Source organism: Massilia suwonensis (assembly GCF_042655665.1).
In the GTDB taxonomy this organism is placed as follows: domain Bacteria; phylum Pseudomonadota; class Gammaproteobacteria; order Burkholderiales; family Burkholderiaceae_D; genus Telluria; species Telluria suwonensis.
Genome location: NZ_JBHSMR010000014.1, coordinates 102839 through 119333, shown reverse-complemented (window position 1 = coordinate 119333; position 16495 = coordinate 102839). Strand labels below are relative to the sequence as shown.

The window sequence follows — 16495 nt, the reverse complement described above, 5'->3', positions numbered from 1 at the left end:
TACTTGCCGTCCCCCTCTTGTCCTTCGGCAGCGGCTCTACGGCCGCGTCTTCCCTAATCCGGGCGTCCCGCGAGACGCTCTGAGATCTTTATTGCCTGCGCATGTGCGCCGCTTCCCTCAGCAGCAGCCAGACGAAGGCCATGTCCTCGATGAAGTAGCGGCGGAACATGCGCCGCGGCTCCTGCAGGAAACGGTAAAACCATTCCAGGCCGGCACGTTGCATCCAGCGCGGGGCTCGCTTGACGCGGCCGATCGCCACGTCGAAGGTGCCGCCCACGCCCATTGCAAACGGGATGCGCATGGTTTCCTGCCAGCGTCCAAGAAATTGTTCCTTCTTTGGCGAACCGATCGCCACGAACAGCAGGTCGGCGCGGCTGGCGCGGATCTGCTCGGCCACCGCTGCTTCTTCCGCCTCGCCCTGCCAGTAGCCGTCGCGCCAGCCGGCAATCGCCAGGTCCGGATAGCGGAGCCCGTACCTCTCGGCCACGCCGGCCACCACCTCGGCGCGCGCGCCCAACAGGAATACCCGCCAGCCGCGCTCGCCGGCGCGGCGCATCAGCGCTTCGAACAGATCGACGCCGGCCACCCTCTCCTTGAGCGGTTTACCGAGCAGGCGCGAAGCCCACACGACCGGCATGCCGTCCACGTTTACCAGCGCGCAGGCATTGATGATGCGCCGCAGTTCTTCGTCGCGGCTGGCCTTGACCAGCTTGTCGACGTTCACCACCACGTGCTGATGGGGCTTGCCGGAGCGGATGAAATCCTCGATGCGCACGAGGGTTTCCTCCATCGACAGATTGTCGATCCTGCAGCCCATCATCGTGATGGCGGGGCTCATGTCATTCCTGTTCCAGCTCGCGCGCCAGTACCTCGACGATGCGTTCGGCGGCCTTGCCGTCCCACAGCTGCGGACGGCGGCCCTGCTTGCCCTCGCCGCGCAGGACCTTGCGCGCCTCGGACAGGATTTTTTCAGGGTCGGTACCGGCCAGCACGTTCGAGCCCTCTTCCACCGTCACCGGACGCTCGGTGTTCTCGCGGATGGTCACGCAAGGCACGCCCAGGGCCGTCGTTTCTTCCTGCAGGCCGCCAGAATCGGTCAGCACCACGGCCGCATCCTTCCACAGGTTCAGGAAGGCCATGTAGGCCTGCGGACCGGCCAGGGTCACGTTAGGGCCGAGGTCGATGCCGAACTTCTCGATGTTGGCGCGGGTGCGTGGGTGCACCGGGAAGATCAGCGGCAATTCGTTCGCGATTTCCTTCAGCGCGCCGGCGATGCGGGCGAACATGACCGGATCGTCGACGTTGCTCGGGCGGTGCATGGTCACCACGCCGTATTTGCCGCCGTTCTGCTGGGCCGTCGCCTTGAAGGCGGCGGTCTCGAAGCTGGAGGTATCGGCGCGGGCCAGCTTCTCGGCCTGGAACAGGACGTTGTCGACCATCACGTGGCCGACGTAGTGCACGGCGGAGTCCGCCTTGCCTTCGCGCTTGAGGTGCTCGACGGCTGCCGGTTCGGTGGCGAAGAACCAGTCGGAGATGCTGTCGGTGACGAGGCGGTTGATTTCTTCCGGCATCGACATGTCGCCGCTGCGCAGGCCGGCCTCGACGTGGGCGACCGGGATATTGAGTTTCTTGGCGACGATCGAGCAGGCCAGCGTGGAATTGACGTCGCCGACGACCAGCACGGCGGCCGGACGCTCGGCCACGCACAGTTCCTCGAAGCCGACCATGATCTTGGCGGTCTGCTGGGCATGGCTGCCGCCGCCGGCGGCCATGAAGACGTCCGGCTGCGGAATGCCGAGTTCCTCGAAGAACACGTCGTTCATCTCGCGGTCGTAGTGCTGACCGGTATGGATGATCTTGAACGACAGCACCGATTGTGCCTGCAGCGCACGCACGATGGGGGCGATCTTCATGAAATTGGGCCTTGCGCCCGCGACCAGGTAAATGAGCATTTTCAGACTTCCCTAACAGCTATAGTAATTATGAGAGCGGATTGCGATGTTAAAAAAACGTTATTGTAAACTTACATTCCACCGGAACGGCGGACGATACGGTCGAGATACGGAGCACGTCGCTCGGCTCCTTCGACTGGTAGCAGCGCGAGTACCAGCCCAGGGGCGGATTCTCGGCGCCGCGCACCAATTCAAGCTTCAGGTCGGAACCGGTGGTGTGCATCTGCAGCGCGAAGCGCTTGCCGCGCACGTGCAGGCCGGTGCTGGTGAGGCGCACGTTCAGTTCGGGCGCGAAATGCCAGAACAGTTCGACCGGGTGGGCCTTCTTGGCGGACACCTCGTCGCGCACGACCAGGGTGCTGGTGGCGGCGTCGAAACGCACGCTGCGCAGGTGGCGCACCGGGTCCGACAGGCGGGTATAGCCGTCGTGCGAGCCGCGGAAATCGAATTCGTGGGGCGAAGCCGGCATGCGTTCGATGCTCGCCTGCGCCTTGCGCAGCCACATGAAGCGCCCGCCCGAAACCGACTGGTCGCGCCCGTCGACGCGCACCGTGTTGTGGGCCGAGGTGCCGCGGAAATAGTCGCGCCACTTCTGCCCCTGCCAGTAGGAATAGGTGCCCGGATCGACCAGCACCTGTTCGCCCGCCACCGACAGTGTCAGCGACAGGGCGTCGGCGTGGCCGTGGGCGGCGATGCCGAGGTAGCCGAGCGGGCCGCAGTCGAGCATGCCCTTGATCTCTTTTTCTTCGCCGAAGTGGGAACCGAACAACAGGTAGCCGCCATCCGGGAAGGCCCAGCCGGTATCGGACTCGTGGGTGTCGGCGTCGGGCCGCTTGCCCGGCAGCGCATGCAGCAGCCAGCGCACGCCCGGGTGGCTGGCCGGCTGGGCGCCGAACACGGTCTCGCCCAGGGCCAGCAGCTGGGCCGCGCGGTCGCTGCCGGCGGCGTCCAGGCGGAACACGCTGCCGTCGTCGCTGTCGCCCACGTTGGGCACGTGGCCGCTGACGTCGCGCACCGAGCGCAGGAAACGCAGGGCGCGCTGCAGCACGCTCCAGTAGGTGCGCGAGAAGGCCACGTCGCAGGCCTGGCCGACCAGTCCTGCGACAAATAAAAACTCGGCCGAGAACACGTGGTAGCCGAAGGCTTGCTCGCGGTTCACGCCGTCGAGCGAATACTGCAAGCGCGCCTGCTGCTCGAGCTCGCGGCGCGCCTGTTCCATCCAGGCGCTCGACTCCTTCCAGCAGGGCCAGACCGAGCTGGCGACGAACAGGCCGGCCAGTTCGCCGATCAGGTGGTTGTTGGCCGAGGAATGGCGCGACAGGTTGCGCGAAATTGTGCGGCAGTGCGCGTGGATGCTATCTAACCAGTCGGCGCGCAGGCGCTGGCCGGATTCGCCGGCGAACAGCACGCTCGCCTCGCCGCCCACCAGCTGCCACAGCAGCGCCCAGTTGACCAGGCGGATGCCCAGCTCCATCGGGCTGGTCCAGTTCGGCCCCTGCAGCGGCGGGCACTGGTCGAGCCAGCTGCGCAGCTGCTGTTCGAGCGCGTGCAGCCAGCGCACGTCGCCGCTCACGCTCCAGGCCTGGGCCAGGCGCACGAGGTGCAGGTGGCGGTTCAGTTCCCAGACGTGCTTGATGTCGCCGACCAGCTCGGGATTGTCGATGGCGATGTCGCTCGAGAAAATCGAAGGACCGGTGACGCCGCTGTAGGGATCGCGGTTCCAGATGGTGGGCACGCCGACGTCGAAGCTGCGGTCGGCGAACAGCACCACGTGGCCGGCGCAGATGCGGTCGGCCTCGGCCAGCAGGGCGTCGACCTGTGCCGGCGTCAGGTCGGGGGCCGCATGGGTGGTGAAGGTGCGGGCCCGCGGCAGGGGCGCGGCAGGCGCGATGGCGGCGCGCAGGGCCGCCCCGCGTGCGATCTTCGCGCGTGCCGCCCGGCGCAGACGGAAGCCGATTTCGGCCACCGACATGCAGCGCAGACGATTCACCCACCACACCATGCGTACTGTTGCGTTCATCGAGCCCCCGCCAATTCGTTATAGATCGCAGCCAGCCGGCCGCAGACCGCTTCGGTTGAATAGTGTTGCGCCACCGTCCCGCGCGCCTGCGCGCCGAGCCGCGCGCGCAGGTTCGCATCCTCCAGCACCCGTGCCAGCGCGCCGGCCAGCGCCGCCCCGTCGCGCGGCGGCACCAGCAAGCCGTTCTCGCCCTCGCGCAGTACCTCGGGTATCCCGCCGACGGCGCTGGCGACGACGGCCTTGCCGGCGGCCATCGCTTCCAGCAGGGCCATCGGCAAGCCTTCGGCATGCGAGGGCAGGCAGAACACGCTGGCGCGCGCCAGTTGTTCGGCGCAGGCGCCGGCGTCGAGCCAGCCCGTCAGCTCGACGCGCCCGGCGATGCCGCGTTCGGCCGCTTCGCGGCGCCAGGCGTCCAGCTCGCCGCTGCCGGCTAGAATCAGCCTGAGTGCCGGAAAGCGTGGCGCCAGCAAGGCGACGGCATCGAGCAGCTCGGCGACGCCCTTGGCGGCCTCGACGCGGCCGAGGAAGAGGATGCGGTTCGGTTCAGCCTGGTCTTCGAGACCGCGCGGCAGCGACACCGCATTCGGCACCACGGCCACGCGCGCGCGTGGGGCGAAGCTGCGCACGAAGGCGGCCCAGCCTTCGGTGAGGGCAATGACGAGCGAGCTGCGCTCGAGGGTATGACGGATCCAACGCCGCATCAGGACGCCTGAACGCAGGGTGGCGAACTGGCGAAAGCCGCCCCCATGCAGGTGGAAGATGGTTTGACAGCCGGCGCAACGCGCCAGCCACAACAACAGGGATTTGCGGGCGAAACTGGCGTGCGAGGCCGCGTGGGCGTGCACGATCGCCGGACGGCGCCACAGGCAGGCAAGCGTTTGTACGAAGCCGCCGGCCGCCGCTTTCAACTTGGTGAGGACACTGCCCTCGCGATGGGTACTCACATACCGGACCGATGCCTGTTCGAACAGGCCGCCCGCACGAAGCACCGCCACCAGCGCCGCCACCCCACCCCGCCCTTCCGGAGCAGTTCCGACCATGAGGATGCGCGGCGCGCGCGCTTTCATGCGCGAACTCCGGCATTCGTCGGTGCTGCCGATCGGGTGTGGGAAGACGGTTTCACTATTCTTGATAAAGGCACAATATTTCGATCATACATCAACTGTTTCCGTTTCCGCGCACGGTTCAGCCTTCAATTATGTAAAAAAATTATGCTGAGCATGTTGCATTCATTCCGCCCGGACAGCCGGTTCGACCGCGACGAATTCGAACTTGCCGTTCGGCCCACGCGAAATCGCCGCCACCCGCTCCACGGCCACCCGGACGCCCGGCACGCGCAGCAGGAAAGCCTGCTCCAGCCGGGCTTCGTCGCGCTCCGAAAATTCCGGTGTGACAACAACCCGCAAGCGAAAGCTGCCGTCGTTCGCATACAACACCTGGCCCTCGATCAGGTGCCGGTCGTGGCCCTGGAACACGCGGTCCAGGCGCGCAACGATGCGCCCGTCCGGCAAGGTGAGGATGCGCTCCTGGCGCCCGATCACGGCCTGCACGGTCGGAAACACCCGGCCGCAGGGACAGGGCCGGCCGTCCCCGGGCAATACCCGGTCGCCCGTCCGGTAGCGCAGCAAGGGCATGGCCGGGTTGTTCAGCGTGGTGCCGACCAGCTCGGCAAGCCCGTCATCGCCCGCGAGCAGTTCCACGCCACCATAGTCGGTCAGCACGTGGTAGCTGCCCTCCTCGCAGGTGCCGATCGCCGCGACCCGCTCGGCCTGGCCGTACCAGTCGAAGACGCGCACGCCGAAACGCTGCTCGACCAGCGCCCGCACGGCCGGTTCGAGCGTTTCGGACGAGGTCAACACGCCGCGCAGCGCCCTCCCGCGGTAGCGCCGGCCGTGCGCCTCGAGCCAGGCCGCCAGCGCCGCCACCGAGGACGGATAGGCGTGCAGCACCACCGGCTCGTAACGCTCGAGCGCATCGACATAGGCGCCGATCGTCGTCTCCGACAGGTGATAGGAGGACATCAGCAGCATCCTGCCCGCGTAGTCGTGGCACCAGTAGCGCTCCGTGCGTGGACGGTCGGCGCAGACGATGTCGCCGCGGATCCAGGCGCGCCTTTCCCCCGGACGCCAGCCGATCCAGCGCAGCTGGCGCTGGATGAAGCCCTCTTCGCGGATCACGGCGCCGAGCGTCTGCACCAGAGTCAGCGGCGTGCCCGAGGTGCCGCTGGTGCGAATCGTGCTTCGCAGCATGGAGCCGGGCGCACGCGGACGCACGAAGCGTTCCGGGTACTGGCGCAGCACCTCCTTGGTCAGGAAGCGCCCGCCCGGATCGGCGTGCGGCAGCCGGGTGCCATCGAAGGCCACCTGCAGTTCCAGGCGGCGCGCGCGCGCGGCGATGGCGGCGGCCAGCAGCGCGGGCGAGCGTTCCTGCGCCAGCAGGCGCGGGGTGACCAGCAGGCGCGCCGGCAGGCCGCGCAGAAGGATGCGCGCGAGCGAGCGCAGCGTTGCCTTCAGCGACCAGGTCCACATGGCGCGAGGATGCAGTGGTAGGCGTGCGCCACCTCGCGCGCCAGGATGTCGTAGGTGCGGTGCGCCCTGACCCAGGGCGGCCCGCGTACGGCGCAACGCGCGGCGAGTTCGGGGTCGCGCAGCAGGCGCAGTGTTGCCTCGGCAAAGGCCTCGGCCTGCATGGGCACGCACAGGCCGGCGCCGCTGTCCTCGATCACGCGCGCCTGGTCCGGGATGTCGTTGGCGACGCCGGGAATGCCCAGCGCCAGGTATTCGACCAGCTTGGTCGGCGACGAAACGTCGAACAGCTTCCCGCGCGGGATCGGCGACAGGCCGACTTCGGCCCGCACCGCGTAGCCGAGCGCGGCCGCCTGCGGCAGCCAGCCGGTCAGCAGCACGTGGTGGCCGAGGCCGCGCGCCGCGATCGCGGTACGCATCCACATCCTTTCGTCGAGCGAGGGCGCGTCGCCGACGATCACCAGCAGCACCTCGGGCTCCTCCCGGCGCAGGTGCAGGACGACGTCGAGCAGGAAGTCGGACTGGCGCGACTGCGCCACGTGCCCCAGGTAGAGCACGACGCGGCGCCCGGCCAGGCGCCGGTCGCCGCTGGGCACGATGCCGGCGCGGTCGAAAGCCGCGGCGTCTACGCCCATCGGCACCGGCGTCATGCGCTCGCGCGCGATGCCGAGCGAGCGCAGCCAGTCGCGCATCGCCTCGCTCTGCACGAACACGTGGTCGGCGGCGGGCAGCACCAGCCGGTAGACGACGCGGCGCGACACGAAGGCGCGCAGCGCATGCCCGATCAGGTGCGGGCGCAGCCAGCGCGTATCGAGCCAGCGCGGAACGAACCAGCCGGGCGGAGGCCGGCGCCCGGCCAGCGCGTCGCGCCGGGCCTCGTAGCCTTCGACGATAGGAAAGGACATCCAGTAGATGAAAGGAATGCGCAGCAGGCGCGCGGCCAGCAGGCCCAGCAGCGCGCTGGCGACCTTGTCGCGCACCTGGATGCAGTCCGGCCGCGCCCGCAGCCAGGCGCGCAGCAGGCCGAAGGCATCCCAGAGCGGCGCGAGCAGGCTGGCGAAGCGGTGGCGCAAATGGCCGACGATGTGCATGCCGCCTCCGCCCCAGCCGTTCTCGCGGCCGGCTTGCGCCGCGCCCCCCTGCCCCACCAGTTCGGTCAGCACCCCATAGCGTGGCATCTCCGCCCCGAACAGGGTCGCGACGTCGGCGCGCAGCGGCGGCAGCGGGTCGCGCACGATGTAGGCAATCGAAAATGGCCGCGTATAAATGGCAATCGAAGGCATGGAAGACATGGAAGCCCCGGTCGAGGTGTCAGGTCGATACTAGCCCAGGCGCTCGCGCAAAAGGCCTTTGCCAGCCCAAGCGCGCGGGGCGCCCGATTGAGGGCGATCAAGGACGCATGGCGGCGCGTGGCGGCGCTATCCCACGTCGCGGACCAGGCCGGCGCAGGCATCGAGCCGCGCCCGCAAGCCGGCACTTTTCACCCCTTCGAGCTTGCGGCAAAAGTGGGCGCCGGATGCACGGATGCGCGCGCAATCGGCCTCGACCAACACCTGCGGATTGCGGGCAGCGCCGGCCGGCCATTGCACATAGCGGTAGTTGCGCGGCAGGACGCGCGGCGCGAAGGGAGACGCCATCACCAGGGTCTGGAAAAACAACTCGTCGGGACAGAGCACCGTGCGAAAGAAGCGCGCCAGCCCGGGCTGCGCGTCTACCCGCTCCAACAGGTGCACGAGACAGGGCCGCGACAGCGCCCACCAGGTCGAGCCGCCATAGGGCTGCAGGCCGGACGGAAAGCGGCGCGTGCGGCCGCTAGCGCGCAGGCAGCGGTTGGCCAGGGCGCAGGCGGCGCGCACGAGCAAGGCACTGCCCTCGCGATAAAAATACTGGTAGCGGTACTCGGCCGGCCAGCCCTGCGGGCCGATCGCCACGGTGTCGATCAGCTCGCGGCCGGCGAGCATCGCCAGGGCGTCTTTCAGCGCTGAATTCGACAGCACCGGATAGTCCTGGGCCGACAGGAACAACAGCTTGTCGAAAACGGACTCGCCGGCGAGCACCTGGCGCAGCGAGGCCAGCGTGGCGCTCACCTGGCTGAAGCTGCCCCAGCGCACATCGCGGCGCGGCTGGATCTGGCGCGCGCGCGGGTCGACCTGCGCGGGATCGAGCCGCCACTTGCGGTCGAGGTGGACGTAGAGGACGAAATCCGGGTCGGACAGGCGCGCCAGCAGCGCGTTGAGCTGGACGAGGTCCTTGTGCGCATGGATCAGGAAGACCTGCTTCATCGCCGCCTCCACCGACTGCCGCAAAAAAAAACGTCCCCGGAGCACAGGCCGCAGGGACGTTCGCGGTGCACCGGTCAGGCGCACCGACTATAGCGCGTGGTTTTGGTCGACCCGCGTTCAGTTCAGCGTGACACTTTGCCCCGCAACAGTGACGGTACGCACCGTGCCGGACGTCGCTACCTTGACTTCCGGCCGCTTGCAGCCGACGTCGAGCAGCATCAGGAACTCGGCCACCGACTTGCCGTCGTTCGCCAGGTAGAAGGCGCCATGGTCCTCGACGACGTTGGTCTTGGCGCCCGGCCCGATCCACTGGGCAAAGGGAGCGTTGCCGTTCAGCGAGCGCACGCAGACCGACTGGCCGTTGATCGCGATCTTGACCGCGTTCGGGTTCTCGATCGTCATCGCCACCGGCGCGTGCAGGTTGAACTCGTAGGTGTGCGGCACGGTCGCCGACAGGCGGTCGCGCACCAGGATCGCATTGCTCGCATTGCGCAGGTGCCAGACCTGGCGCTTGGCCATGGTCAACTGGCCGCCATACGAGGCGGTCGCGTCGCCCTCGGCGAAGTCATAGCTCGGCTGCGCGGCAAAGCCGATGATCTTGCCGTTGCGCTGCAGCTGCTCGCGGTAGCCGGTCACCAGCTGGCCCTTGCCGCCATCGAAAGTGATGGCGTTCTGCGAGCGGGTCTGGTGGTACCAGTCGGTCCAGTAAGGCGAGCCGTACCAGTCGTACCAGCCGGCCTTGACCAGCAGAGGCTGTCCGGCCACCGACAGCAGCAGGCCGTTCTGGTCGCCGTGGCTGTGGTTGAAGGAACCGTAGGGGCTGGACTTGAAGTACAGCGAGCTGCGCGAGGACAGGCCGATGTCGCTGTGCATCGAGACCCAGCCGATGCTCGGGTAATAAGCGCTCGAGGATGGCGGCGACAGGGTCTTGGTATCGGCCACCGGCATCGGGTACGGCGCCTGCAGCAGCGACAGCGTGTCTTCGGTGCCGCCCAGCTTCGACACGTACCAGGCCGCGCGCGGCGAGACCATGCGCGAACCGAAGGCGTGGAAGACGCGGGTGTCGGGCTTGGTTTCCGAACCGTCGCCGAAGGCGTGGATCTTCGAGCCCGGCGGCGTGAACTGGGTCGCGAAATCGAGGAAGCCCAGGGCCCAGGGCTTGGCGTAGAAATTCACGCCGGTTGCCTGGGTGAGCGGGTCCCACAGCTGCACCAGGTAGCCGGCCGCGTACTCGGCGTAGGCGGTACCGTTGGCGAAGCCGCCTTCGGGACCGGCCCAGGGCGACGGCGCGTTGGCGTAGGCGCGGAAGGAGAAGTCGAACCACTTCTGCGCTTCCGGAATGTCGCCCAGCGACAGCGAGGAGATCAGCACCAGGAACACCAGGCTGGTGTTGCCGTGCGAGTCGAAGGGATACTGGTCGAGACGGCCGTTGTCGCCGGCCAGGTTGCGGTAGATTTCCTCGGTGCGCACGCGCACCGTTTCCAGCCACTTGGCCTTGCGGGTGGCGTCGAGGTCGCCCGCGAGCGAGTCGATCGCCTTGATCAGCGAGACCGAGATCTGGCGCGTGGCCTGGTCCTGGTTGACGTAGCTGGTCGGGCCTTTCGGATCGAGGGCGGCGAGCTGGTCGCCCTTCCTCAGCGCTTCGCTCAGGAACAGCGGATCGCGCTTCATGCGCCACATCACGGCGGCCGCTTCCAGTTGGCGGCTCGCCTCGTTGATGCGCTGGCGGATGTCGGTCTGTTGCGATGCCATGGCGGCGGTCAGGGGCGTGGCGATCGTGATCGGCCAGCGCGCGTCGTTCAGCACCGGCAGCGCATTGATCTGCAGCTTGATCTCGTTCGTCATGCGGCTGACGTACGGGTCGAGCTCGGCCTTCTTGGACGCGTTCCAGGTCGAGTACAGGGTGAACGAAGGCGGCAGCGCGCGCGGCCGCGCCTTGGACGCGATGCGCGAACGCAGGGCGGCGTTGTCCGGCACTTCGAACACGGTCGAGCGTGTGGTCAGCGAGAAGCTGCGGGCGGTCGACCAGTCGTTGCTGCCGCTGGGGCGAACGCGCCAGGTGTAGTTACCGAGCGGCAGCGCCTTGGTCGGCAGGTACCAATTGCGCTCGACCACGGCGACAGTCGGCGCGCCGCCGGCCGAGGTGATTTCGATGTCGTAGGACGCCGGGCCGGTCGGGTGCCGCGCCCAGGTGAAGCCCGGCGGATTCTGCGCCTGGATCGCGCCGCCGGCCGGGCCAGGCTGGACGATCAGCGGATCGGTGGCCTGCGCCCAGTCCGCGCGCGCATTCAAGGACAGCGCGCACAGCGATGCCAGGGCGAGGGCCTGGACCAGGCCCCGAAGTTGGGATTTCATGAATGATGCTCCGAGAACGATGGATGACTGTCTGGCGCAGCGGCCAATCGGTGAGCGAGGCCGCCGCAATCTGCTGGGAGCGGCGTGTGCTGCAGCGCACACCGTTCGAAACAGAAATGATGTTACCGCAGTAAGAAATTGAACAGCGGCAACTTTTTTCCCAAACTCATCCTTTTTTTAGATTGCATCACAGAAATCAGACTCCAGAGCAACACACTTGTCGGACCTGCATTCCAGGCATGTAACAGCTGTGTTTTGTTCGCAAAGTCAAAGCGCTAAGAGCTGTTGCCGGCGGCGATGTGCTGCTGCGCGCGCAGCATCCGCATGCGCCTGGCGTAACGCAGGCAATACACGAGAAAGGCCAGCGGCGCCTGGCTAGCGTGCCGGCGCCGCACCCGAAATTCCTCCTCGCGCGCGCGCAGCTTGTTGGCCGACGAGATGCTCCCTGCGTGTTCGCGGAACACCGCCAGCGTCGCGTCGAGCTGGGCCGGCGGCGCGTGGCGCGCCAGGCGCAGCCAGAGGTCGATGTCCATCGCATAGCGCAGGCGCGGATCGAAGCCGCCGACCTGGTCGAAACAGGCGCGCCGCACGAAGACCGCCGGGTGGGGAATGCTCGTCTGTCCCGCCGCATAGGCCTGGTAACTGAAGGGCTGCATCGGGTAGGGCTGCGCCAGCACGCCATCGCGCAAGACCTGGATCTTGCCGATCACCCAGGCGGCGCCCGTGTCGTCGAAATGGCGCGCCACCCGGGCCAGCACGTCCGGACCGGCGTAATAATCGTCCCCATGCAGGTGGGCCACGATCTCGCCGCGCGCCGCCTCGATGCCCCGGTTCATGGCGCGGCTGATGCCGCCGCCGATGTCGTGCAGGATTCGCCTGTTTCCGGGTGCATCATGCGCATACGCGGCAAGCATGTCGAGGGTGCCATCGCGCGAGCCGCCGTCCACGACAATATGCTCGAAGTCGCGAAAGGTTTGGCTCGCCAGCGAGGCCAGCGTATCGCCCAGGGTGGCAGCACTGTTCCAGGTGCAGGTGACGATCGAGAAGCGCGGTTCATTCGGCATACAGGTCCACCAGGCGCGGAAGGATGACGGCGGCATCGGCGCCGAAACGTGGGGGCAGCGGGCGCGGCGGCGTGGGAGGCTGCCCCAGCAGCTCCGCCATGCGCGCGACCAGCTGGGGCATGGTGTCGAACAATTGCAGCTGGCCGGGATAGTGCTGGTAGCTGGCCAGTTCCGGCGTGCCGCCGCGCGCCAGGGCGAGACAAGGCTTGCCCAGCGCCAGCGCTTCCAGCCCCGTGGTGCTGCAGGCCTCCTCGCACACCGAGGGCACCACGCACAGGTGGCTGCGCGCGGCCAGGGCCAGCGCCGCCGGATAATCCTGCCAGCCGAGGAAGCGCACCTGCTCCCCCGCATGGCGCGCCTCCAGCAGCGGCCGTTCGGGGCCGTCGCCGGCGATCGTGACCAGTGCTTGCGGCGGCAGGCGGCCCTGCGCCGCGGCCAGGAATTCAGCGAAGCCCTTGCCGGCATCGATGCGGCCGACCAGGACGGCCTCCCCTGCCCGCGGCGCTGGTGCGTCAAACGCAGCCTGGCGTAGCGCCGCATAGTCGACGACGTTCGGGATCACGCGGCAGCGCCCCAGGTCGGCGCCGGGTACGGCGCGCAAGAACTGACGTCTCAGGAAATCCGACACGAAGATGGTCTTGCGGGTCGCAAAGGCCTGGGCGCTGGCCTGGCGGTAGCGGTTCACCGCCAGCGCCGTGACCGACTGCCGCAGCGCGCCGGCATCCTTGCGGATACAGCCCGCGCAGTCGCGCGCGGCGCGGGTCGTGCAGACGGCATTGTCGCGAAAGCGCAGCTGGACCAGGCATTCGCTGCCCTGGTCGTGCCGGGTCTGCACGAAATTGATGGACGGATCGACATACATGCCGACCAGCGGCAGGTGACCGTGGTAATGCACGGCATCGAAGCCGCCGGCATGCCGTGCGATGGCGGCGGCGATCTTGCGCGCAAACCAGGGACGCTTCAGGGGATTGAAGACACCCAGTTGCCTTTCCTTCCAGCCCGGATGGGCATAGTCGAAGCCGGGCTCGAAGCTCCCGTGAAAGCCCAGCCGCGCCGGCGCATCCAGCCCGCAATCCTTGCGGCCGAGGATGCACACGGTGTGCCCGGCTGCGAGCAGCGCATTGCCGAGCGTGACCACGTGCTTGCCGAGCCCGCCGACTTGACTGCCGGGCAAGTCTTCGGAAACGAGCAGGATACGCATCTATTCTCCCGCCAGCGCCTTGACGCGCGCCCAGGCCCATTGCCGGTCGGGCGGCTCGGCCACCACCAGCATGCCGAGCAAGGCCAGCAAGGCCGCCGTCATGCAGGCGATCAGGACGAAGTCGGGCATGCCGCGGTCGAACCAGCGCTCGGCCACGCCGGCCGCCAGCGCCACGCAGGCGGCCGCCCCCATCCCCGGCAGGTAGCCCTGCCGGCACAGGCGCGCCAGCGTGGTGGGCACCGTGCGGCCGTGTACGGCGACGAGAAAGGCCAGCGTGAATATGCTGGCCGCGATCAGGTGGCCCCAGGCCGCGCCGACGATGCCCCAGCCGGCCACGCCGAGGTAGACGATGCCGAGTCCGGCGATCGCGCGCGCCACCGCGAACAGGCCGGACACGCGCGGGTGGCCCATGCCGTCGTTCACCAAGGACGGCAGGCTGGTCAGCGAATCGATGAATTGCGCCAGCGCCATCAGGGCCAGCACGGCAGCCCCGCTGCGCGCGAATTCGGCGCCCATCCACAGGTGCAGCAAGGGATAGGCGAACACGGCCAGCAGCACCAGCATCGCCGCGTTCAGGTAGACGACGTAGCGCGTGGCCTTGAGGTAAGCACGGTCGAGGCGGGCCAGTTCCCCGCCCGCGGCCAGCGCGCTGGCCGCCGGAAAGAACACGCCGGACAGCCGGAAGGTGAGGCCGAGCACGCGGTTGGCGAGCGTGGCCGCGACCGTGAAATAGGCCAGCCCGGTCACGCCGACCAGGGCCCCGATGACCAGCTTGTCCGCGTGGGCATACGAGAGCGCGGCAAAGCGCGACAGGAAAGACCAGGCCGAGAAGCCGAGGATGCTGGCGCGCAGCTTCGGTTCGGGCCAGCGCCAGCGCAGGGCCGGCAGCAGGTGGCGGACGCTGCGCCAGAGCACCATGCAGTGCACGGCGCTGGCAAGGACGCGCAAGGCGATCACTTCGAACAGGCCCTGCCCCAGCAGCAGGACCGCCACCGTCAGCAGGGGCACAAGGGTGCCGAACACCATTTCGATGCGTCCCGAGACGTCGAAGCGCATCAGGCCCTGGGGCACGCTTTGCAGATAGCCCTGCAGCTGCCCGAACAGGAAGCCGAGCGCCGCCAGCCGCAGGCAGGCGACCGCTTCCAGCGTCAGCGCATCGGGCACGGCAAACACGCGGGTGACGAGCAGCCGCGCGCAGGTCACCAGGCCGAGCGCCCCGGCCAGGCCGATCAGGGCATACACGACGAGGCCGAAGCACAGGGTCGCGGCGACGCCTTCGTGCTCGCCGCGCGCATGCTGGCCTGCGATGGTTCTCACCGAGCCGGCCGTGACGTTGATGTCGATGACGGCGAAGTAGCCGACGATGGCCGTGACCAGCGCATACAGGCCGTAGCCGGCCTCGCCCAGGCCGGCGACGACGAGCGGGACGGTGGCCAGCGCCGCCAGCGCGGGCACCGCGGCGCCGAGCAGGTTGGACCAGGCGTTGTGGAACAGGCGCAGGTTCATGGCCTGCTCCATCGTGTGGCGCCCTGCCCTTGCTGCGACGGCAAGGCGGGCCCGCTGCCGGCCTGGTGCGGACGAGGGGTCATCATGCGGGCGCCACGTCGGGACGCAGGCGCAGGTGGGCGCTGCGCCTGGGCAAGGCGGGAACGGCGCTCGCGGCCAGCGCCACGTAGGGCAAGGCCAGCGCGACGGCCAGCATCTGCGTCGTGCGCACCTGGGGAAACGGCGTGCCGATCAGCACGTCCGGAATCATGAAGGCGACGCCGGCGACGCCGGCCGTGCCCAGGCCCAGCAATTCCGGCGGCAGCGTGCGCAGCGCGCGGCGGGCGGCGAGCACGAAGGCCCAGACCGTCCCGCCCAGCAGCACCATCCCGGGCAAACCGCTTTTCAGGGCCACGTGCAGGATGCCGCTGTGCAGGAACAGGCCGCCATCCGGGTTCGCCTGCCAGGAAATCTGCTGGTAGCCCGTGTAGCGGCCCCAGGCGCCGATGCCCGTGAAGGGCCGCGCGAGGATGTCGGCCAGCACCAGTTTCAGTTCGAGCACGCGCTCGCTCTCGGGTCCGAAGCGGCGCGACTGCATGTCGTACAGCAGGCTGGCCAGCCCGCCATCGCCGCGCGCCTGTCCCAGGCGGCGCAGGGCCGCATAGCCGAGCGCGCCACCGGCCAGGGGCAGCGCGGCCAGGGCCAGCTGCACCCGGCGGCGCGGCGGAAAACGCAGCAGCACGACGGCACAGCCGAGCATGAAGCCGATCCAGGCGCTGCGCCGGTAGGACAGCACGATGCAGGCCGAGGTCGCCAGCAGGGTCAGCCATGCGAGGGCGCGCCAGAGTGGATGCTGCGTGACCGCCGGCGTGGAGGATGCTGGACGCGGTCCCTCCAGACCGGGTCTGGCGCGACCCGGGCCAAATAACACGACGGCGGCGATCGCGCAGGCCATCATGCACAGCAGGCTGTCGTTGATGTCGAAAAAGGTGAGGCGGATCCGGATCGCGTTCATGTTCGCATACACATTGTTCGGATCGCCGCCAAAGGCCGCCCAGCGTCCCAGGCCGAACAGTGCGCGCGCCAGCCCTGCCAGCATGACGAAACCGGCAAGCTCGACGGCTTCCGCGCGGCCGCGGAAGGCCAGCAGCATCAGCGCGATGAGCGGTCCCATCCAGACGATGTTCGAGAAACCCGAAGGCGCCAGCGCGTCCTTGAACGGCACGCCGGCCAGCACGGCGGCGCCGGTATGGGCCGCCAGCAGGGCCGCCCAGCCCCAGAACCAGGGAATCAACGTGCAGGCGGGCGCCGGGCCGCGCCGGAAGGCCGCCGCCACGCGTGCGCAGCACCAGGCGCCGAGCATGATCCAGAGCACGAGCGGGAACAGCAGCAGCCCGGAGCCGCGGCTGTAAAAGCCGGGCGTGACGAACACGGCCAGGCTGCCGTAGCTGGTCGAGGTGATCCAGAAGAAGGCGCACAAGTAGGGATAGACGAGCAGGCGCGGCCAGACGAGGCCGAGTCCGGCAGCCAGCACGGCGGCCAATGCCAGCAGCACCACGACCACGAAAGGCAGCGAGGCGAACAGGCCCTGGAGCACGATGTCCGGCATGG

The 16495-nt window shown here is 68.5% G+C and carries 12 protein-coding genes; all 12 read right to left on the bottom strand.

Features of this window, described 5'->3' with window-relative positions:
- Positions 1-88: 88 nt before the first annotated feature.
- Positions 89-838, bottom strand: a complete 750-nt coding sequence (locus tag ACFPQ5_RS20880; protein WP_379760404.1) for a WecB/TagA/CpsF family glycosyltransferase — start codon at positions 836-838, stop codon at positions 89-91.
- Position 839: 1 nt separating this feature from the next.
- Positions 840-1952 carry a non-hydrolyzing UDP-N-acetylglucosamine 2-epimerase gene (wecB, locus tag ACFPQ5_RS20875; protein ID WP_379760402.1) on the bottom strand — a complete coding sequence of 371 codons (1113 nt, stop codon included), beginning with the start codon at positions 1950-1952 and terminating at the stop codon, positions 840-842.
- 49 nt (positions 1953-2001) lie between these two features.
- Positions 2002-3972: a heparinase II/III family protein gene (locus tag ACFPQ5_RS20870; protein WP_379760400.1), complete on the bottom strand. Its 1971-nt coding sequence runs from the start codon at positions 3970-3972 to the stop codon at positions 2002-2004.
- Positions 3969-5039, bottom strand: coding sequence for a glycosyltransferase family 4 protein (locus ACFPQ5_RS20865; protein ID WP_379760398.1), 1071 nt, complete (start codon positions 5037-5039; stop codon positions 3969-3971). Before ACFPQ5_RS20865 ends, ACFPQ5_RS20870 begins: the two co-directional genes overlap by 4 nt.
- Positions 5040-5201: 162 nt before the next feature.
- Positions 5202-6500, bottom strand: a complete 1299-nt coding sequence (locus ACFPQ5_RS20860) for a phenylacetate--CoA ligase family protein (RefSeq protein WP_379760396.1) — start codon at positions 6498-6500, stop codon at positions 5202-5204.
- Entirely contained in the window at positions 6482-7789 is a 1308-nt protein-coding gene (locus ACFPQ5_RS20855; RefSeq protein WP_379760394.1) for a glycosyltransferase, read from the bottom strand. The genes ACFPQ5_RS20860 and ACFPQ5_RS20855 overlap by 19 nt, the downstream gene beginning before the upstream one ends.
- 126 nt (positions 7790-7915) lie before the next feature.
- Positions 7916-8779, bottom strand: a complete 864-nt coding sequence (locus ACFPQ5_RS20850) for a beta-1,6-N-acetylglucosaminyltransferase (RefSeq protein WP_379760392.1) — start codon at positions 8777-8779, stop codon at positions 7916-7918.
- 117 nt (positions 8780-8896) lie between these two features.
- Positions 8897-11134, bottom strand: coding sequence for a DUF4962 domain-containing protein (locus tag ACFPQ5_RS20845; RefSeq protein WP_379760390.1), 2238 nt, complete (start codon positions 11132-11134; stop codon positions 8897-8899).
- A 275-nt stretch (positions 11135-11409) separates the two neighbouring features.
- A complete protein-coding gene (locus ACFPQ5_RS20840; RefSeq protein ID WP_379760388.1) occupies positions 11410-12198 on the bottom strand; it encodes a glycosyltransferase family 2 protein in 789 nt (262 codons plus the stop codon).
- Entirely contained in the window at positions 12188-13399 is a 1212-nt protein-coding gene (locus ACFPQ5_RS20835) for a glycosyltransferase family 4 protein (RefSeq protein WP_379760386.1), read from the bottom strand. Before ACFPQ5_RS20835 ends, ACFPQ5_RS20840 begins: the two co-directional genes overlap by 11 nt.
- On the bottom strand, positions 13400-14905 hold the full coding sequence (locus ACFPQ5_RS20830) for an oligosaccharide flippase family protein (protein WP_379760384.1): 1506 nt from the start codon (positions 14903-14905) through the stop codon (positions 13400-13402). It abuts the gene before it with no gap.
- Positions 14906-14987: 82 nt separating this feature from the next.
- Complete coding sequence (locus ACFPQ5_RS20825) at positions 14988-16493, bottom strand: O-antigen ligase family protein (protein WP_379760382.1); 1506 nt, start codon at positions 16491-16493, stop codon at positions 14988-14990.
- Between the last annotated feature and the right edge of the window lie 2 nt (positions 16494-16495).